This window comes from Thermobacillus xylanilyticus, from assembly GCF_907165215.1.
Lineage (GTDB): Bacteria > Bacillota > Bacilli > Paenibacillales > Paenibacillaceae > Thermobacillus > Thermobacillus xylanilyticus.
In genome coordinates this window covers 1-18,400 of sequence record NZ_CAJRAY010000010.1, presented here as the reverse complement: position 1 = coordinate 18,400, position 18,400 = coordinate 1, and the positions used below count along the sequence as shown (strand labels likewise).

General features: G+C 64.2%; 17 protein-coding genes. 12 read left to right on the top strand and 5 right to left on the bottom strand.

Going from position 1 to position 18,400, the window contains the following annotated elements; all coding sequences use genetic code 11:
* Positions 1–38: 38 nt before the first annotated feature.
* From KJQ12_RS02450 to KJQ12_RS02440, 3 genes are all read right to left on the bottom strand, one after another.
* The gene (locus KJQ12_RS02450) at positions 39–1,958 is read right to left on the bottom strand and encodes a glycosyl hydrolase family 18 protein (protein WP_213483331.1); all 1,920 of its coding nucleotides are present in this window, start codon (positions 1,956–1,958) and stop codon (positions 39–41) included.
* Positions 1,959–2,173: 215 nt separating this feature from the next.
* The gene (locus tag KJQ12_RS02445; RefSeq protein ID WP_213483330.1) at positions 2,174–2,452 is read right to left on the bottom strand and encodes a YxcD family protein; all 279 of its coding nucleotides are present in this window, start codon (positions 2,450–2,452) and stop codon (positions 2,174–2,176) included.
* A 3-nt stretch (positions 2,453–2,455) separates the two neighbouring features.
* Positions 2,456–2,911, bottom strand: a complete 456-nt coding sequence (locus KJQ12_RS02440) for a hypothetical protein (protein ID WP_213483329.1) — start codon at positions 2,909–2,911, stop codon at positions 2,456–2,458.
* 133 nt (positions 2,912–3,044) lie between these two features.
* Between KJQ12_RS02440 and KJQ12_RS02435 the strand changes: the two genes are divergently transcribed.
* A complete protein-coding gene (locus KJQ12_RS02435) occupies positions 3,045–3,587 on the top strand; it encodes a DUF309 domain-containing protein (protein WP_213483328.1) in 543 nt (180 codons plus the stop codon).
* A gap of 19 nt (positions 3,588–3,606) precedes the next feature.
* Here KJQ12_RS02435 and KJQ12_RS02430 read toward each other — a convergent pair whose 3' ends face one another.
* Both KJQ12_RS02430 and KJQ12_RS02425 read right to left on the bottom strand, forming a co-directional pair.
* Positions 3,607–4,179 carry a beta-class carbonic anhydrase gene (locus tag KJQ12_RS02430; protein WP_213483327.1) on the bottom strand — a complete coding sequence of 191 codons (573 nt, stop codon included), beginning with the start codon at positions 4,177–4,179 and terminating at the stop codon, positions 3,607–3,609.
* Between the two features lie 2 nt (positions 4,180–4,181).
* Positions 4,182–4,517: an iron-sulfur cluster biosynthesis family protein gene (locus KJQ12_RS02425; RefSeq protein ID WP_015254651.1), complete on the bottom strand. Its 336-nt coding sequence runs from the start codon at positions 4,515–4,517 to the stop codon at positions 4,182–4,184.
* A 111-nt stretch (positions 4,518–4,628) separates the two neighbouring features.
* Here KJQ12_RS02425 and KJQ12_RS02420 point away from each other — a divergent pair, with 111 nt between their 5' ends.
* From KJQ12_RS02420 to hfq, 11 genes are all read left to right on the top strand, one after another.
* Positions 4,629–6,137, top strand: a complete 1,509-nt coding sequence (locus KJQ12_RS02420) for a carboxypeptidase M32 (RefSeq protein ID WP_213483326.1) — start codon at positions 4,629–4,631, stop codon at positions 6,135–6,137.
* Between the two features lie 152 nt (positions 6,138–6,289).
* Complete coding sequence (locus KJQ12_RS02415) at positions 6,290–7,288, top strand: ABC transporter substrate-binding protein (RefSeq protein WP_213483325.1); 999 nt, start codon at positions 6,290–6,292, stop codon at positions 7,286–7,288.
* Between the two features lie 45 nt (positions 7,289–7,333).
* Positions 7,334–8,155, top strand: coding sequence for an ABC transporter ATP-binding protein (locus KJQ12_RS02410; RefSeq protein ID WP_213483324.1), 822 nt, complete (start codon positions 7,334–7,336; stop codon positions 8,153–8,155).
* On the top strand, positions 8,115–8,939 hold the full coding sequence (locus tag KJQ12_RS02405; RefSeq protein WP_015254647.1) for an ABC transporter permease: 825 nt from the start codon (positions 8,115–8,117) through the stop codon (positions 8,937–8,939). Before KJQ12_RS02410 ends, KJQ12_RS02405 begins: the two co-directional genes overlap by 41 nt.
* A 233-nt stretch (positions 8,940–9,172) precedes the next feature.
* Positions 9,173–9,730 carry an outer spore coat protein CotE gene (locus tag KJQ12_RS02400; RefSeq protein ID WP_015254646.1) on the top strand — a complete coding sequence of 186 codons (558 nt, stop codon included), beginning with the start codon at positions 9,173–9,175 and terminating at the stop codon, positions 9,728–9,730.
* Positions 9,731–9,891: 161 nt separating this feature from the next.
* Positions 9,892–11,421, top strand: coding sequence for a putative amidoligase domain-containing protein (locus KJQ12_RS02395; protein ID WP_244860374.1), 1,530 nt, complete (start codon positions 9,892–9,894; stop codon positions 11,419–11,421).
* Positions 11,422–11,531: 110 nt separating this feature from the next.
* The gene (mutS, locus tag KJQ12_RS02390; protein ID WP_213483323.1) at positions 11,532–14,222 is read left to right on the top strand and encodes a DNA mismatch repair protein MutS; all 2,691 of its coding nucleotides are present in this window, start codon (positions 11,532–11,534) and stop codon (positions 14,220–14,222) included.
* A 42-nt stretch (positions 14,223–14,264) separates the two neighbouring features.
* The gene (gene mutL, locus KJQ12_RS02385) at positions 14,265–16,262 is read left to right on the top strand and encodes a DNA mismatch repair endonuclease MutL (protein WP_213483322.1); all 1,998 of its coding nucleotides are present in this window, start codon (positions 14,265–14,267) and stop codon (positions 16,260–16,262) included.
* Entirely contained in the window at positions 16,262–17,050 is a 789-nt protein-coding gene (locus KJQ12_RS02380; protein ID WP_213483321.1) for a class I SAM-dependent methyltransferase, read from the top strand. The genes mutL and KJQ12_RS02380 overlap by 1 nt, the downstream gene beginning before the upstream one ends.
* A complete protein-coding gene (gene miaA, locus KJQ12_RS02375; RefSeq protein ID WP_213483320.1) occupies positions 17,037–18,005 on the top strand; it encodes a tRNA (adenosine(37)-N6)-dimethylallyltransferase MiaA in 969 nt (322 codons plus the stop codon). The genes KJQ12_RS02380 and miaA overlap by 14 nt, the downstream gene beginning before the upstream one ends.
* Positions 18,006–18,050: 45 nt before the next feature.
* Complete coding sequence (hfq, locus tag KJQ12_RS02370) at positions 18,051–18,290, top strand: RNA chaperone Hfq (protein ID WP_015254640.1); 240 nt, start codon at positions 18,051–18,053, stop codon at positions 18,288–18,290.
* Positions 18,291–18,400 lie beyond the last annotated feature (110 nt).

Sequence of the window (18,400 nt, the reverse complement as noted above, 5' to 3'; positions counted from 1 at the left end):
GAAGGCGGACGCCGCAACCCGCGGCGTCCGCCTTTCCGTTATTTCATTCTGAGCATCATGGTCCACAAATCCGCCGGTTCGTAGCCGAGCCGCCAGACGGCGACGCCGGCCAGATCGTACTTCTTCGCCAGTTCGATCCTCGCCTTGATCGTCTGCTCCGTCTCCATCCAGAACACATAGGTCTGACCGTCCTTGACATACGTCACTTTCGTCTGACCGAACGTCGGGTCGTAAACCGCCGTCTCCTCGACCTCATTCAGCAGGGCGGGGATGTCCTTCATCAGCACCGCCCGCGAGCCGAGCACATTGCCGGAAGCGTCGACTTTCCATTCCCGCACATAGAACGGCACGCCGAGGAACAGTTTCGAGCGGGGAATGCCGTAGGACAGAAAATCGATGATGCCTTGCTCCGTCCAGGCCAGACCGGATACGGAGCCGGGCTTCGTGCTGCCGCTCCAGTACTGGTCGTAGGCCATGATCATGATGTAGTCGACGGCTTCCGCAATTTTCTCATGATCGTAAGCGGTCTGGTGATTCCAGGCTTTGTCGCCGCGGATCAGGTCAATGGATATTTTCATGCCGCGGGCATGGACGGCGTCCGCCAGCTTCCGCACGAAGGCGGTATAACGGTTCCGGTCCGTTCCGGCTACTTCCTCGAAATCGAGATTGACGCCGTAGACGCCGAGCTCGGCCAGCCGGTTCACGAGGGCGTCAATGAACCGCTTCTGCGCCGCTTCGTCGGCGAGAAACGCGCTGGTCATCCGCCGGTCGAACTGGTTGTTCACGAGCGGCATGACCTTGATGCCGCGGGCCTTCAATTCCTTCGCAAGCGCCGGATCCGACTTGTCCTCCAGCGTGCCGTCCGCCGACGCGAGCTGGAACCAGGTGGGCGAGTCGATGTCGAGCCCCTGCGTGTTCGCAATCTGGCTCAGAATCGTGCCCGTGCTCGATGAACCGTTCCAGCCGAGGTAGAGCAGCCGGCTCGCGTTGCTCCAGAGCACCCGTCCGTCCTCCGTGCGGATGGAGGCGTTCGCGAGGCCCGATGCGGCGGTGATCGCGCTTTTCAGCGCATGGAACTGCCGGACTTCGCGGTCGCCCTGGTAGACGCGGTAATACGGGATGTTCGTCCAGAGCACCTTGCCGTCCCGGATGATCTCCGCTCCGGCCAATCCCTTCGCGTAGGCGACGGCGTTGTCGAGGCCGAAGAACCTTTTCCGTTCCTTGCCGTTCTGGAAGACGGCGAACGGCGGGACGTTCGAATGGACGACCGTTCCCGTGTCCAGATGGATGACTTCGCTGCCCGCGATGCCGGCCGCCGCCTGAATGGCGTCGCGCAGATAGCCGTAGCGATTCTCGCCGGGTTCGCCATTGACGAGGACGGCATAGGCGGGCGCTTTTTCCCGTTCCGCCGCCTCCTCTTCATCCGTAAGATTGTCCCAGATCCATGAATTCGTCGCCAGATCGATGACATGCATGTTCCGATAATATTTCGCGACGGCTTTCGCCTCCGCCAGCGTGGCGAACGACCAGGAGGGGAGAGTTTTGTGTCCCTGGTACAACCGGTAGCGCGCGAAATTCGCGTAGACCCAGCCGGGCTGTTCGAGATCGCGGATCGCGACGTTGATCTTGCCGTCCGCGGCCTTTTTCGCTTCGGCATATGTACGGAACAGCATGTTCGGCGCCAGGACGCCGTCGACATACACCGCATAGCGCGGGTAGTTGTGCCACACCCAGGCGCGGTCGGCAATCTTCTCGACGCGGCTGTACGCGAACTGCTTCGCGTAGGCGATGGCCTGCGAATCCGTGGCAAATTCTTTGAGCGGCTTGTCGTTCTGATAGACGCGGTACTTCGTGATGCGGGCGTGGTCCGCCGCGGCGTTCGCCGCGGATGCCGTCTGCAGTCCGAGCGCGGAGACGATCAGCAGCGCGAGAACCGCCCGTAGGGCGCGAAGTTCCATTCGGGACTCAACATCCTTCCTCTGGCAATCTGTGAATCTATTAGTTTAACGCAGAAGATGGAGGAAGGTTGCTTGGCAAAGTTTCCATGGCGTCCAAAAAAATAAACGTAAATACATACCGGCACTTCCGGAGCCCCGTACTCAAAATAAAAACCGCCCGGCCCATTCGCTGATGAGCCGGACGGCCGCCCTGCATAAGCAGGCTGAACCCGCCTTTAATCCGCAATGTCCGCCCAGATCTCGTCATCCAGCCCGAGCCGGATCTGTTCGCGGAACACCCGTCTGCCGTATTCGGTGAACATATACCGCTCGATTGCTTCGAGCAGATTCGCTTCGACGATGTACTGGCTGCGGCCGAGCACCCAGACTTCGGCCGTGTAGCCGTAATCCTCATCCCATTGAAGCTGCACTTCAACGTCGGTCGGCTTCACGCCTTTCCGTTCGGCGAAATGAAGGCAGACCGCGTTGACGATCTCGTCCATCGACAGCCGCATGCGTCAGTACGGTCTCCTCGATTCACGCGGCGGTCTGCGGTCGCGGAAATACCGGTAAACGGCGCGGATCAGCACGAACAGGAAATAGATGGCGAGCACATTGATCATCAGGCCGAGCAGTTCGCCGAAGAAGCCCATGCCGGCGAACATGCTGCCGAACAGAAGGCCGGCGAGGCCGCCGATCATCAGGCCTTTCATGAAGCTGCCGCCGCCGAAGAAGCCGCGCTGCGTGCCGGCGGTGCCGGTCGTACCCGCGCCCGCCTTGCTGGTCGGGCTGGCAGCCGTCCGATCGGTTTTGCTGACGTTGTTGTCCTGAATTTTCTTCGGCTGCTCCTTGAACGTCTGCCTCGGTGCGGTAAAGCGGCCGCGGCGCGCATCGGCCGGTTCGGCGACCGTCACGAAGAACACGGTGAAGACGGTGAGCAGCAGAAGCGCTTTCGTCCAGGTCGATGACTTCATGGTATGACTTGCCTCCCACTATGTTCTGTCTTCTGGTATCATCAACTTATACGTCCGGGTCGGGTCCCGGTTTCAAGAAAGTTGTTTAAGAAAATGCCGTTACAAGAACAGGCAGGCTGGCAGGTGAACGGGCATGTCCGCGTATCCGGAACCGTATGTGGATTATCTGTTCGAGTTTCACGCGACGCGCGATTACTTCGAATGCCATGAACGATTGGAGGAATACTGGAAATCGCTGCCGCTCCGGGATCCGGACCGCGACGTCTGGGTCGGACTGATCCAGCTCGCGGTGGCGCTGTACCATCATCGACGCGGCAATGCGGCGGGCGCGGTGAAAATGTACCGCGGCGCGGCGGCGCGGCTCCGCCCGGAGACGCTCGACCGGCTCGGACTGGACGGCGCGGCGGTGCAAGAAATCGCAGCCGAATCGGCGCGCCGGCTCGAAGCGGCGGGGAGAGAAGCCGTTTACCGGGCGGTCAATCTGCCGATCCGGGACGGCGAACTGCTCAAGCTGCTGCAGGAACGGGCTCGCCGGCAAGGTTTTGCCTGGGGAGCGGACGATCCGCTCGAGGAGAGCATCGTCCGGCGGCACGCGCTGCGCGACCGGTCGGACGTCATTGAAGCGCGGGCGAGGGCAGCGGCCGAGCGGACGGCTGCGCGGCGGCGCGATCCGTAGCGCCGGAATCCCGCAGCGCTCACACGGCTTGTCCGGTGTAGCCGTCCACGACGAGGTCGAGCTTGCCGGTGACGGGGTGCACGATCAGGCCATGCACATAGGTGCCCGGCGGCAGCAAGGGGTGGCGGCTGACGATGCGGACGCTTTTCTCGACGCTGTCGCGCACGTTGTCGAACCCGGTCAGCCACCGGTCAAGCTGAAAGCCCGCGTTCGTCAGCATCTCGATCGTCGAATCGGCGATGCCGCGCTCGCGCATGTGCTCCAGCACGACATCCGGATTGAGACCGGTCATGCCGCATTCGTGATGTCCGACGATGAACACTTCGGTCGCCTTCAATTCATACAGCGCGATCAGGATGCTCCGCATGATATTGCCGAACGGCTGCGTGACGATGCCGCCGGCGTTCTTGATGATCTTCGCATCACCGTTGCGCAGGTTCATCGCCCGCGGCAGCAGTTCCGTCAGCCGCGTGTCCATGCAGGTGACGACGACCATTTTCTTGTCGGGAAAGCGATCCGTCATGTACGTTTCATACTCGCGGTTTTCGACAAACTTTCGGTTATGTTCCAATATGGATTCCAGCCGGTTCATGATCACCCTCCTGAACTGCGGGCCGTGATGACCCTGAGATGCGTCGTATAGATTTGTCCCGCGCCGCGCAGCATCAGACCGCCGCCGTCCGGCGCGAGGTCGATGACCAGACGGTCTTCGAAAAACACCTCATGCCGCGGGTCATACCCGATCTCGAACGATCCGTTCGTCTCCGCCTCCGCATCCCCGGGCGCCGGTTCATCCAACGCGTGCAGAGCGGGGACGCCGCTGACGGCGCAGCCGCAGCCTTCCGCATCATAGATCAGCCTGAGCCGCCGTCCGACGCCCGGCATGGCGGCAAGCCGGGCGGCAGCTTCCGGCGTCATGTCAATGCGCATCGCGATTCTCCTTTCGCGGCCCTGGGCCGCCGCAAGTCAAAGTTGATTATACGGTGCGCGCGGACGTATCATCAAGTGGAGAGCCAAATTGCTGGAAAGGCGGTTGGATGCATGGAGAAGGCGGAAGCGCTCGCGAAATTCCGCGAGCTGATCAAGAAGATCAAAAGCTACGAGGAAGTGATCGGGCTCGCGTATTGGGACATGCGGACCGGCGCGCCGAAGCGCGGCATCGACGGGCGTTCGGAGGCGGTCGGCGTCCTGTCGGCCGAGTCGTTCAGACTGGCCGTATCCGATGAGATGGGCGAACTGCTGGCGCGTCTCCGGGAGCCCGATGCGTACGGGAACCTGTCCCGGATCGACCGGAGGCTGGTCGACGAGACGGCGAAGGAATACGAGCGGAACCGGCGCATTCCGCCGGAGCTGTATCAGGAATACGTCGTGCTGACGTCGCAGGCGGAAGCGTTCTGGGAGCAGGCGAAGGCGGACAACGACTACGCCGGCTTCCGGCCGTATCTCGAGCGGATCATCGAGTATACGAACCGGTTCATCGATCTGTGGGGCGTGAAGGGGACGCGCTACGACACGCTGCTCGACCAGTATGAGCCGGGCATGACGACCGCCGAACTCGACCGGCTGTTCGGGGGCCTTAGGGAGAAGCTCGTTCCGCTCGCAGCCGCGATCGCCGAATCGCCCGCGCAGCCGGACCGTTCGGTCCTCGCCGGCACGTTCGAGCCGGAAGCGCAGCGCCGGTTCAGTCTGTTCATTCTGAAGGAAATGGGCTTTGATTTCGACGCCGGCCGGCTGGACGAAAGCGTCCACCCGTTCGCGACGGGCCTGGGTCCCGGCGACGTCCGCATCACGACGCGCTATCTCAAGGACGATGTGGCAAGCGCCCTGTTCGGCACCATCCATGAAGGCGGCCACGCGCTGTATGAGCAGAACATCGGCAGCGAGCTTGCCGGCACGACGCTGCATACCGGCACGTCGATGGGCATCCACGAGTCGCAATCGCGGTTCTGGGAGAACATCATCGGCCGCAGCCGTCCGTTCTGGCAGCGCTATTTCGGCGAGCTGCAAAGCCATTTTCCGGGCCGGCTGAATACGGATGCGGAATCGTTCTACCGGGCGATCAACATCGTCGAACCTTCGCTGATCCGGATCGAAGCCGACGAGCTGACGTACAACCTCCACATCATCATCCGTTACGAGATCGAGAAAATGATTTTCGACGGGGGCGCCAAAGCGGCGGATCTGCCGGAGATCTGGAACGCGAAGTACAAGGAGTACCTCGGCGTCGAGCCGAAGAACGACGCGGAAGGGGTGCTGCAGGATGTCCACTGGTCCGGCGGCGCGTTCGGCTACTTCCCGTCTTATGCGCTCGGCAACATGTACGCCGCGCAGTTCGCCGCCGCCATGGAGCGGGAAATGCCGGACATGTGGGAGCGGGTCGGCTCCGGCCGCCTGATCCCGATCAAGGACTGGCTGACGGAGCGCATCTACCGGTACGGCAAGCTGGAGACGCCGGGCGAGATCGTGCGGCGCGTAACCGGCGAACCGCTGAATCCGTCCTACCTGACCGATTACCTGGAGGAAAAATACCGCGATATCTACCGGCGGTAATCCCGGGCGCAAGACCCGGCCGGAACGCCATGCGTGGCGGACCGGCCGGGTTTTTCGTACTTGGGCGCCCGCCGCCATACACCAACCGCCTGCCCCGAGAATAGGCTGTAACACACCCGATTCAACCCGGTAGAAAAAGGCGGTGAAAGTGCATGCACAAGCGATCGCGATACGGATGGCTACTCGCGGCCGCGCTGATCGCCGCGCTGCTGGCGGGCTGCGGCGGCGGTTCGAAAGAGGCGGCGAAAGTGAAAGTGGGCGAGGTGACGCGCTCGCTTTTTTACGCCCCCTTATATGTCGCGCTGAGCCAGGGCTTTTTTGCGGATGAGGGACTTCAGGTCGACCTCCAGACGACGGCCGGCGGCGACAAGACGATGACGGCTCTCTTGTCGGGCGGCATCGACATTGCGCTGGTCGGTTCGGAAACGTCGATCTATGTCTATCAGCAGGGCGCGGATGATCCGGTCATCAATTTCGCCCAGCTGACGCAGACCGACGGCACGTTCCTCGTCGCCCGCGAGAAGAAGGAATCGTTCGACTGGGACGATCTGAGAGGGTCGGTGTTCCTCGGCCAGCGCAAGGGCGGCATGCCGCAGATGGCGGGCGAATTCACGCTGCGGAAGCACGGCATCGATCCCCATGAAGACCTGGAGCTGATCCAGAACGTCGATTTTGCCAATATTCCGGCGGCATTCGCATCGGGAACGGGCGAATATGTCCAACTGTTCGAACCGCAGGCGTCGATCTTCGAGAAGGAAGGCAAAGGCTACGTCCTCGCGTCGTTCGGGGTTGAGAGCGGCCGGCTGCCGTACACGGTGTTCATGGCGAAGCGAAGCTACATCGAGAAAAACAAAGAAATCGTCCAGCGGTTCACGAACGCGGTCACGAAGGCGCAGCGGTGGGTCGAAGACCATCCGGCCGGCGAAATTGCGGATGCGGTGCTCGAGTTTTTCCAAGGCACGGACCGGGACATTGCCGTCCGCGTCATCGAGCGGTACAAGGCGCAGCAATCGTACGCCGTCGGCGGCGTGATCGACGAGGAAGAATGGAACAATCTGCTGGACATCATGGAGCAGGCCGGCGAGATCACGGAGCGGACGCCGCGTGAAGCGATCGTCGACAACACGTTCGCGGAGCAGGCGCTGCGCTGATGAAACGCGCGTCAGCCTGATGGCGCATGCGGAGGAGGGATGCGGATGGACGTCATGCTTCGGCTGTCCGGCGTATCGCACGCTTACGTCGGTCCCGGGGGCGCGGCGCTGGCCGTGGACGGGCTGAATCTTGACGTCGCCGCCGGCGAATTCGTCAGCCTGGTCGGACCGAGCGGCTGCGGCAAGACGACAATCCTCAATCTGTTGGCCGGCCTCATCAAGCCTTCGCGGGGAACCGTCGAACTGGCGGGCGAGAAGGTGAGCGGCCCGAACCCGCGCATCGGCTACATGCTCCAGCAGGATTATCTGTTCCCGTGGCGGAACATCCGCGACAACGCGCTGATCGGGTTCGAAATCGCGGGCACGCGCGGTCCGGAAGCCGAGCGGCGCGTCGACCGGCTGCTCGCCGAATTCGGCCTGGCCGGGGCCGCGCGCCGCTTTCCGCACGAGCTGTCCGGCGGGATGCGCCAGCGCGCCGCGCTCGTGCGGACGCTGGCGCGGGAGCCGGATGTGCTGCTGCTCGACGAACCGTTCTCGGCGCTCGATCTGCTCATTCGTTTGCAGCTTGAAGATCTCGTATGGGAGACGGTGCGCGCGCGCGGCGTGACGGCCGTGCTGGTGACGCACGATCTGGAAGAGGCGGCCGCGATGAGCGACCGCGTCGTCATTCTGGACGCATCGCCCGGCCGCATCCGGACCGTGCTGGACGTGCCGGCTTCGATCCGCGCGAGACAGCCGTCCGAAGCGCGGTGGGAACCGGAATTCGGGCCGCTGTTCCACCGTCTGCGGGGGATGATTCAGGATTCGGAGGGAGGGGGTCCGGGCCATGCCCGAGGAGCGGGAACACAGCTGGATTCGCGAGCTTGAGCATAAGTACCGTTCGCGGGCCGCGCGAATCACGCTGCTTGTCCGGATTTTGCAGATTGCGCTGTTCGCCGCCTTCATCATCCTGTGGGAGACGGCCGTTCGTTCCGGCTGGATCGACGAGCTGCTGTTCAGCTACCCGGGCAAAATCGCGAGGATGCTCGGGGAGCTCGCCGCCTCCGGATCGCTTCTGCCGCATACGATGACGACCGTGGCCGAGACGACCGCAGGCTTCGTGCTCGGCACGCTGGGCGGAACCGCCCTGGCGGCGCTGCTCTGGTGGTTCCCGGTCGTCTCGCGCGTGCTCGATCCGTACCTGGTCGTGCTGAACAGCATGCCCAAGGTGGCGCTCGGTCCGATTTTCATCGTCGGCTTCGGTCCAGGGTATCTGTCGATCATCATGACGGCGGTGTCGGTGACGATCATCATTACGACGCTGACGATCTACGGCCGGTTCCGGGAAATCGACGCCAACTATCTGAAGGTGGTGAGGCTGTTCGGCGGCACGCGCGGCCAGGTGTTCCGGCTGGCCGTCCTGCCCGGCTCGCTGCCGACGATCGTTTCGACGCTGAAGGTGAATGTCGGGTTGTCGTGGGTCGGCGTCATCGTCGGCGAGTTTCTGACGGCAAAAAGCGGACTCGGCTATCTGATCATCTACGGATTCCAGGTGTTCAATTTCACGCTGGTGCTGTCATCGCTCATCGTGATCGGCGCGGTCGCCGCCGTCATGTACGGACTCGTCTCGCTGATCGAGGCGCGGCTGTCGCCGGGTTACAGAGACCGGTGAGCGGAAAGCTGAGCGTTGTGCATGCGGGCGGGCCTTTTTCCAGAGGAAGCGGGCTTGTCCGAAAACTGCGGGGACGGGCGGATGAAAATTGCGTCGTTTTGCTGAGAAGCCGAATACTAACACAAGCCTTGCGCGGCATAAACATAAAGATGAAGTTGCCGCGGCGCAATCAACATTCGCCCATGTCCTGCATAGACTTTAACTGAATGATTGCATGGAGGAGGTTAAACAGCATGGCAATTGCAGATAAACAGCTGAAGTGCAGAGAGATAATCACGAAGGCTGTCTGCGGAAAAGGTCGTAAGTTCTCCACCGTCTCCCACACCGTCACGCCGCCCCATCGGCCGACCAGCATTCTGGGGGCCTGGATCATCAATCATCAATACGAAGCGGTCCGGTCGGGCGACGGTATCGAGGTCATCGGCACTTACGATATCAACATCTGGTATTCCTACAACCGCAACTCCGAGACGGACGTTGCCAAAGAGACGATTTCGTATTCCGAACTTGTGCCGCTTTCCTACATCGACCCGAAACACCGGGCTTCGACGGAGGAAGTGTCCGCCGTCGCGACGCAGGAGCCGAGCTGCGTTGAAGCGAACATTTCCGCGAGCGGCGCGGATGTCGTCGTGCGCGTCGAGCGCGAGTTCGCCGTCGAAATGATCGCGGAGACGAAGGTGTGCGTCGCCGTGTGCCCCGGCGGCTGCGGCGACGAGGACAAAGCTTACGACGGCTACGACGACGGCGGTTACGAAGATCTGGATCCGGAACTTTTGGACGACGAGCTGTAAGCCGGCGGGCGGCTGGCGTGTGGGTCGCGCCGTTTTCCGGATCTGCAATGGCCGGTTCTCATATGCAGGATATGCGAACAGGTGCAATGATTCGAGGGCGTATGCCCTCTTTTTTGTCGAATGGGCGGTGCTTGCCTTGCGGCGGTCGGGGGTGATGCGGCGTGACGGGCCGATTGTGGATCGATGAGCAAACGGCGGCAAGCGGGGCCATGGCGCGGATCGCCGCCGAACTGCAGCTGCCGCGCTGCGGGCGTGACGGCATGCCGAAGGCGGGCGACGCGGTGATCATGTTCCGGCGGCCCCGGCGGGAACGCGCGGCGGCGGAACGCGGGTTCGACGCCGGCGTCTGGCTCATGGACGGCCGTCCCGGGCTGGATCCGGACGATATCGGGCAGATGCGGCTTGCGGGCGTCAGGTTCGATCCTTCTGTTGCGGGCGGGGAGGCCGCTGCCGAAGGATCGGACGGGCATGCGGGCGCTGCGGGAGGCGTGCGGCTGTTCGAAGTGCCGGTCTTTCATTTGCAGCCGCTTGCGGTCCGTCGCGTCGGCCCGGGGTCGGGCCTGCTGCCCGCCGACTGGAACGGGCCCCATCCGCTCAGGCGCCGGCTCGAAGCGGCGGCGGTCAAGGCGCTTTACGCGGCCGGCCGCGACTTCGGCACGGTGCTGCTCGCGGCGGCCGACGACGGCGCCGTGCGGGTGGCCGGACCGTTCGGCGGGCCGGCGGAGCGGGATTTGCCGCTCTGGGCGGAGGCGGTGAGGGCGTTCCGCGCGGCATTGGCGGAGGAAGCGGAGGCGGAGGCCGGCCGCCGGCGGGAGCTCTTGATCGGCGCTGATCCCGAGTTTCTGCTCGTCGGCCCGGACGGCCGTGTCGTCTCCGCTTCGCGCTATTTCCCGCGCGACGGGGCGGCCGGAAGCGACGCGCTGCGCGTGCGCGGCCGGCTCCGCTGCCCGGTGGCGGAGCTTAGACCCGATCCGGCGCCGGACCCGGCCGGCCTCATGCGCGGCATCCGCGGGCTGATGCGGCGGGCGGAGGCGATGACGGCGGAGGCCGGCCGGCCGCTCCGCTGGCTGGCGGGCGGGATGCCGGTGCCCGGCTTCGCGCTCGGCGGCCATCTGCACCTGAACGTTCCGCCGAGCGCCCGGCTGCTGCGCGTGCTCGACAGCTGCGTCGCGCTGCCGCTGGCCGCGGCGGAGGACGCGCGCGCATTGCGGCGCCGGCCGCGGTACGGCGCGCTCGGCGATTTCCGCGCGAAACCTTACGGCTTCGAATACCGGACGCCGCCGAGCTGGCTCGTCTCGCCGCTCGCGGCGCAGGCGGCGTTCGCCGCAGCTTTGCTGGCTGCGGGGCACACCGCCTTGCTGGCGGCGCTTACCGGCCTGCCGAGCGAGACGGAGGCGGGCCGGCGCGCCTATTACGAAGGCGACCGGGATGCGCTGCGCGCGATCGCCCGCCGGGTGCACGACGCGATGCGCCGCGTGCCCGGCTACGCCTCGCATCGGCGCTGGATCGCGCCGTTCTTCGCCGCGCTCGAGCGGGAAGCGGTGTGGCGCGAGGAGGCCGATATCCGGCCGAAATGGGGGCTGTCCGTGCGGAACGGTGACGGGGGCGGAAACACCGGCGCCGACGGCGACAGGACGGGAAGCCGCTGGCCTCCGCCGTCGACAGGCGCAGCTGCGTCGCCCGGCCGCTGAGCGTTCGCCGCGCTTTTACAGCTTGCTGCCGTTTGCTCCCCGATCGGGGCGCTTTCTGGTATAATGACCAATGATGTCCGGATTGGACCGGTAATCATGGGAGGGGCGGCATGACGGCTCAATATACGCCGATGATTCAGCAATATTTGGCGATCAAGGAACAGGTGAAGGATGCATTTCTCTTCTTCCGCCTGGGCGATTTCTACGAAATGTTCTTCGATGACGCGATACTGGCCGCGCGGGAACTGGAAATTACGCTGACCGGCCGGGACGGCGGCGGCGAAGAACGGATCCCGATGTGCGGCGTGCCGTATCATTCCGCCGAAAGCTACATCGCGAAGCTGATCGACAAAGGCTACAAGGTGGCCATCTGCGAACAGGTCGAAGATCCGAAGGCCGCGAAGGGTGTCGTCCGGCGCGAAATCGTCCGCATCGTGACGCCCGGCACGATCATGGAGACCCGGTCGCTCGAAGAGCGGGGCAACAACTTCATCGCCGGCCTCGCGGAAGAGGACGGCATCTGCGGACTGGCGGTCTGCGACCTGTCGACGGGCGAGCTGTACGTGACTTCTTTTCCGGCAGCGCTCGAAGCAATCGCCGACGAGACGGGCGTGTATCAGCCGCGCGAAATCGTCGGTACCGAACAAATACTCGCAAAGCTGAAGGAATCCCCGGCGATGGCCGGGCGGAACATCGTCTATACCGCGAGGGAGGCGGCCGAGGACGGCCGGCTCGCAGAGCGGTTCGGCGCGGAGGCGCTCACAAGACTCGCGCCCGTCAGACGCCGGGCGATCGGCGTGCTGACCGGCTATCTCGAAGAGACGCAGCGCCGGGCGCTCGTCCATCTGTCGCGCTTCCGCGAATACGAAGCGAATCAATACATGATTCTCGACCAGCATACGCGCCGCAATCTGGAGCTCACTGAGACGGTGCACGAGCGCAGCCGCCGCGGCTCGCTGCTCTGGCTGCTCGACCGCACATGCACGGCGATGGGCGCGCGGATGCTCCGGCGGTGGATCGACAAGCCGCTGCTCAGCCGCGCCGCCATCGAGGAGCGGCTGGATGCGGTGGACAAGCTGCATGCCGACCTCATGCTGCGTGAAGAGCTGAGAAACGCGCTGGGCGAAATCTACGACCTGGAGCGGCTGGTCGGCCGGATCGCGTTCGGCAGCGCGAACGGACGCGATCTGGTTGCGTTGAAGACATCGCTCCGCCAGGCGCCGGCCATCGCAAGCCTCTGCGCTTCATCCGGTTCTCCGGCGCTTGCCCGGCTGGTGGACAGCCTCGACACGTGCGCCGACATCGCGGACTGGATCGAAGCCATCATCGTCGACGATCCGCCGGTTTCGGTGCGGGACGGCGGACTCATCAAGAGCGGCTGCGACGAATATCTTGACAGGCTCCGCGAGGCGAGCGTGAACGGCAAGCAATGGCTGGCCGAACTCGAGCGCATCGAGCGCGAGGCGACCGGCATCAAGTCGCTTAAAGTCGGGTACAACAAAGTGTTCGGCTACTACATCGAAGTGTCCAAGGCGAATTTGACGCTGCTGCCGGAAGGGCGCTACGAGCGGAAGCAGACGCTGGCCAACGCGGAGCGTTTTGTCACGCCGGAGCTGAAGGAAAAAGAGCAGCTCATCCTCGAAGCCGAGGAGAAAATGGTCGATCTCGAGTACCGGAAATTCGTCGAGCTGCGCGACCGGATCGCCGGGGAGATCGAGCGGCTGCAGAAGCTGGCCGGCGCGATCGCCGCGATCGACGCGCTGCAGTCGTTCGCGACCGTCAGCGCGGAGCGGCGCTATGTCCGTCCCGTCATCACCGAAGGGTACGACCTCATCATCGAGGACGGGCGGCACCCGGTCGTCGAGACGATGACGGGCGATTCGCCGTTCATTGCAAACGGGACGCGCCTGACCTCGGATTCGCCGATGCTGCTCATCACCGGGCCGAACATGGCCGGTAAGAGCACGTACATGCGCCAGGCGGCGCTCCTCTGCATCATGGCGCAGATCGGCTGCTTCGTGCCGGCCCGGCGCGCCGAAATTCCGCTGACCGACCGGATCTTCACGCGGATCGGGGCGGCGGACGACCTGGCGGGCGGCCAGAGCACGTTCATGGTCGAGATGCGGGACATCCAGATCATGACCGAACGGGCGACGCGCCGCAGCCTTGTCATTATCGACGAGCTGGGCCGCGGCACGTCGACGTCGGAAGGGATGGCGATCGCCCAGGCCGTCATCGAATACGTGCACGACCGGATCGGATGCAAGGCGCTGGTGTCGACGCATTTCCACGAACTGGCTCGACTCGAACAGACGCTCGCCGGCCTGTCGAACGGCTGCATGGCCGTCGCGGAAGAGGCGGGCACCGTGACGTTCCTGCGCAAGCTGGTGCCGGGCGCGGCGGGGACAAGCTACGGCATCTATTGCGCGCAGCTGGCGGGACTGCCGGATTCGATCATCGAACGGGCGTACGAGCTGCTGCATCAGGCGGAAGCCGAACAGGCACGGTTGGAAAAACATTCCGCCGAAGCAAAACGTCAAGATTCATCGGAGGCGCGTGAAGCGGATGCGGTGCGCGAAACGGCCGTCAGCGCCGGCGCCGCTCCCGAAGCGGCCGCCGCCGCGGAAGAGCCGCTGCAGCTGGCGCTGTTCGCCGAACCGCCGGCGCCGCCGAAACCGAAGCGCAGCGCCACGGAGACGCACGTGCTGGAGCAGCTGCGCAAGGTCGACCTGATGAACATGACGCCGCTCATGGCGATGCAATGGATCCATGAGATGAAAATGAAGCTGAACGAGCAGTAAAGCAATCGGACGGGACTAGGCAGCGGAAAGCGGGGGAGCCGAATGGGAATCATTCAGGTGATGGACGAGCAGCTTGCGAACCGGATCGCCGCGGGCGAAGTGGTCGAGCGTCCGGCGTCCGTCGTGAAGGAGTTGGCGGAGAACGCGATTGACGCGGGGGCGACCGAGATCGATATCGCGGTCGAAGAGGGGGGCCTGACCTTCATCCGCGTGCGGGACAACGGCTCGGGCATCGAGGCGGACGATCTGGAACGGGCGTTCCAGCGCCATGCGACGAGCAAAATCCGCACGGACCGGGATCTGTTCCGCATCGCGACGCTCGGCTTCCGCGGCGAAGCGCTGCCGAGCATCGCGGCCGTCTCGCGCGTCTCCTGCCTGAGCGCCGCGGACGACTCCGGACTCGGGCGGAAAATCGTCCTCGAAGGCGGCCATGTCCGGTCGATCGAGCAGGCCGCATCGCCCAAGGGAACGGAAATCGTCGTGCGGGACTTGTTTTTCAACACGCCGGCCAGACTGAAATACATGAAAACGATTCAGACCGAGCTCGGCCATATTACCGATTGCGTGAACCGGCTGGCGCTGTCCCATCCCGGCATCGCGTTCACGCTGACGCACAACGGAAACCCGCTGCTCCGCACGACCGGCGGCGGCGACCGGCTGCAGGTGATCGCCGCGATTTACGGCGCGGCGGCCGCCCGGCAGATGCTGCGGGCCGCCGCCGATCATCCGGACTACCGGCTGGAGGGCTGGCTGTCGAAGCCGGAGCTGACCCGGGCGAACCGGAGCGGCATCACGACGATCGTGAACGGCCGCTACATCCGCAGTTTCGCGATCCAGCAGGCGATTCTCGAAGCATATCATACGCTGCTTCCGACGGGACGTTTTCCGCTCGTCGTGCTGGAAGTCGGCATGCATCCCGGCCTGCTCGACGTCAACGTCCATCCGGCGAAGCAGGAAGTGCGCTTCAGCAAGGAAGCGGAACTGAAGGAGCTGGTCGAATCGGTGCTGCGCCGCGCGCTCGGGCGGACGGCGCACATTCCTTCGGCGCCCGCCGCCGGGATGAAGCCGGCGGTCATCCAGGAACGGCTTTCGTTCCCGCCGGCACCGCCGGACCGGCCCGCTGTCAAGCCGCCGTCCGCCGGCGGAATCGCGGTGCCGCGCGACGCCGCGGATCGTCTGTACCGGCCGTCCGCCAGGCTGAATGAAGCCGCGATCCGCGAGACGGCCGCCGGTCTGGCCTATGGCGCGGACCGTTCGACCGCGGATACCGGCGGATTCTCCGGCGAGGCCGGCCCGGCGGCGGCGCCGGCCCCCGATGCCGCAAATCCGGCCGCGAAGCCCGGACCGGCGGATGCCGTTCAGCCTCATCCGGCCGCCGGGCAAGATGCCGTCCGGCCGGCAGCCGGGGCGCCGTCCGCCCGGCCGGACGGCGAGCGCAACGATTCCGAACGCCGGGCTTTCCCCGAGATGTCCTGGATCGGTCAGCTTCACGGCACCTACATCCTCGCCCAGAGCGAGGACGGCCTGTATCTGATCGACCAGCACGCGGCGCACGAGCGGATCAATTACGAATACTATCTCCGCAAATTCTCCGAGCCGCCGAAACTGAGCCAGACGCTCCTCGTGCCGATGACGCTCGAGTTCACGTCCGGTGAAGCGGAAGCGATCCGCAGCCGGCTTGACGCGTTCGCCGCGGCCGGCGTCGAACTGGAACCGTTCGGCGGTAGCGCCTTCCTCGTCCGGGCGTATCCCGAATGGCTGCCGCAGGGCAGCGAACGGGAAATCATCGAGGAGATGGCCGAATGGATTCTTGCGGAGAAGAAATCGATCGACATCGGCAAGCTGCGGGAGAAGGCGGCGGCCATGACCGCCTGCAAGGCGTCGATCAAGGCGAACGACCGGATGACCCGCGAGGAGGGCGAGGCGCTGATCGCCCGCCTGTCCGCCTGCAGCCAGCCGTACACCTGCCCGCACGGACGTCCGATCGTCGTCCATATCTCGACCTATCAGCTGGAGAAAATGTTCAAACGGGTGATGTAATGATCGTGACGACCGGCATGAAGCCGACGGATGAGGAAACCGCGCAGGCGAAAGCGCTGGCGCGCGAGCTGGGCGGCCGGTACGTGCCGCGCGGCAACGCGACGCTGGCTTCTTTCATGAGGCGATACGATTCGAAGCAGGTGCTGGTCACCGGCCCGGACGGGCTCAGACTGCACACGGCGGACGGCGATCAGCCGCTGCGCTACCACCCGGGCATGGCGCTTGTCCGCGTCAAGCGGCTGCGCGAAGGTGCGCGCGATCCGCTCGTGGAGATCAGCGGGGTGAGGCCGGGCGACAGCATCCTGGATTGCACGGCCGGACTGGCGGGGGATTCGTTCGTGTTCTCCTTCGCGGCGGGTCCAGCGGGCCGCGTCGTCGCCCTCGAGAGCGAGCCGGTGCTGCACGCGATCGTCCGCGAAGGCCTGCGCACTTACCGGACGGGAATGGTCGATGCCGACGCCGCGCTGCGGCGGATCGAACTGATCCGGGCCGATCATGCCGAGTATTTGTCATCTTTGCCGAAGAATAGCGTCGATATCGTCTATTTCGATCCGATGTTCCGCATTCCGGTGTATGAATCGTCGAGCATGGAGCCGCTTCGCGGCGTCGCCAATCCGGCGCCGCTCTCGCATGAGGCCGTGCGCGAGGCAAGGCGCGTCGCGCGCCGCGTCGTCGTGCTGAAAGAAAACCGCGACAGCGGCGAATTCGAGCGGCTCGGCTTCACCTGGGTGAAGCCGAAAAAAACGTCCGCCGTCGCATACGGGGTGATCCGCGTTGAACATCATTGATCCCCGCACGGGCAAACCCCGACTGCTCGTCCTCGTCGGCCCGACGGCGGTCGGCAAGACGCGCTACAGCCTCGAGATCGCGCGCAGATGGAACGCCGAGATCATTTCGGGCGACTCGATGCAGGTTTACCGCGGCATGGACATCGGAACCGCCAAGATCAAACCGGATGAGACGGAAGGCATCCCTCACCATCTGATCGACATCCGCGATCCCGAAGAGCCGTTCACCGCGGCCGAGTTTCAGAAGCTGGCGCGCGAATGCATCGAAGCGATCGGCGCTCGCGGACGGCTGCCGTTCGTCGTCGGCGGAACGGGGCTGTACATCGAGTCGCTCCTGTACGGCTTCGATTTCCCGGAGGCGCCGTCCGACAGTCGGGTCCGTTCGGAGCTGAAGCATTATGCCGAGGAGCACGGCGCCGAAGCGTTGCACAGGCGGCTGGCGGAGGTCGACCCCGAATCCGCGGCGCGCCTTCATCCGAACGATGTGAAGCGCGTCATCCGCGCCCTGGAGATCGCGCTGGAGACGGGGGAGACGATGTCGGGGAAGGTCGCCGGCTTCCGGGAGCCCCGGGAATCGCCGTACGCGTTCTGCCTGATCGGGTTGACGATGGACCGGAACGTCCTGTATGATCGCATCAACAGGCGCGTCGACGCGATGATCGGCGAAGGCCTGGTCGATGAAGTGCGGGGGCTGCTCCGGCGCGGCGTGCCGCCGGAAGCGACTTCGATGCAGGCGATCGGCTACAAGGAAATCGTGCCGCATCTCACCGAAGGTTTGCCGCTGGAAGAAGCAATCGAGCGGCTGAAGCGCGACACGCGCCGTTACGCGAAACGGCAGCTCTCCTGGTTCCGGCGGATGAAAGGACTCGAATGGGTGGATGTGACGGATGAACGAAATTTAATCGCCAATCTGGAAGCCATTCATGCTATAATAACAGGAAAGTTCGAGGCGTAGCACGAATATATATGTAACCAATCTTTTCGACGGGGGTAACGGCCCATGAGCAAATCCATCAATATTCAGGATACGTTTCTCAATCATCTTCGCAAGGACAGCGTTCCCGTAACGGTCTATCTGACGAACGGCTTCCAGATCCGGGGCGTCGTCCGGGCATTCGACAACTTCACGATCGTTATCGAGAGCGAAGGCCGTCAACAGATGATTTACAAGCACGCGATCTCGACCTTTACCCCGCAGCGCAGCATCTCGCTCATGCCGGATTCGGGAGCCGAATCCTGACGAAAGCGAAACTTTTTGACCACCCGCGTCGTTAATTCAAATAACGGATCGACAAGGAGCAACCCGCCCCTTGCGCCGCGCCGGCCAGCATGATGGCCGGCGCGGCCGGC

Excerpts from the sequence above, each read along its gene's own strand:
- KJQ12_RS02450 (WP_213483331.1), bottom strand. The coding sequence starts at position 1,958 with ATGGAACTTCGCGCCCTACGGGCGGTTCTCGCGCTGCTGATCGTCTCC.
- KJQ12_RS02445 (WP_213483330.1), bottom strand. The coding sequence starts at position 2,452 with ATGCGGCTGTCGATGGACGAGATCGTCAACGCGGTCTGCCTTCATTTC.
- KJQ12_RS02440 (WP_213483329.1), bottom strand. The coding sequence starts at position 2,911 with ATGAAGTCATCGACCTGGACGAAAGCGCTTCTGCTGCTCACCGTCTTC.
- KJQ12_RS02435 (WP_213483328.1), top strand. The coding sequence starts at position 3,045 with ATGTCCGCGTATCCGGAACCGTATGTGGATTATCTGTTCGAGTTTCAC.
- KJQ12_RS02430 (WP_213483327.1), bottom strand. The coding sequence starts at position 4,179 with ATGAACCGGCTGGAATCCATATTGGAACATAACCGAAAGTTTGTCGAA.
- KJQ12_RS02425 (WP_015254651.1), bottom strand. The coding sequence starts at position 4,517 with ATGCGCATTGACATGACGCCGGAAGCTGCCGCCCGGCTTGCCGCCATG.
- KJQ12_RS02420 (WP_213483326.1), top strand. The coding sequence starts at position 4,629 with ATGGAGAAGGCGGAAGCGCTCGCGAAATTCCGCGAGCTGATCAAGAAG.
- KJQ12_RS02415 (WP_213483325.1), top strand. The coding sequence starts at position 6,290 with ATGCACAAGCGATCGCGATACGGATGGCTACTCGCGGCCGCGCTGATC.
- KJQ12_RS02410 (WP_213483324.1), top strand. The coding sequence starts at position 7,334 with ATGGACGTCATGCTTCGGCTGTCCGGCGTATCGCACGCTTACGTCGGT.
- KJQ12_RS02405 (WP_015254647.1), top strand. The coding sequence starts at position 8,115 with ATGCCCGAGGAGCGGGAACACAGCTGGATTCGCGAGCTTGAGCATAAG.
- KJQ12_RS02400 (WP_015254646.1), top strand. The coding sequence starts at position 9,173 with ATGGCAATTGCAGATAAACAGCTGAAGTGCAGAGAGATAATCACGAAG.
- mutS (WP_213483323.1), top strand. The coding sequence starts at position 11,532 with ATGACGGCTCAATATACGCCGATGATTCAGCAATATTTGGCGATCAAG.
- mutL (WP_213483322.1), top strand. The coding sequence starts at position 14,265 with ATGGGAATCATTCAGGTGATGGACGAGCAGCTTGCGAACCGGATCGCC.
- KJQ12_RS02380 (WP_213483321.1), top strand. The coding sequence starts at position 16,262 with ATGATCGTGACGACCGGCATGAAGCCGACGGATGAGGAAACCGCGCAG.
- hfq (WP_015254640.1), top strand. The coding sequence starts at position 18,051 with ATGAGCAAATCCATCAATATTCAGGATACGTTTCTCAATCATCTTCGC.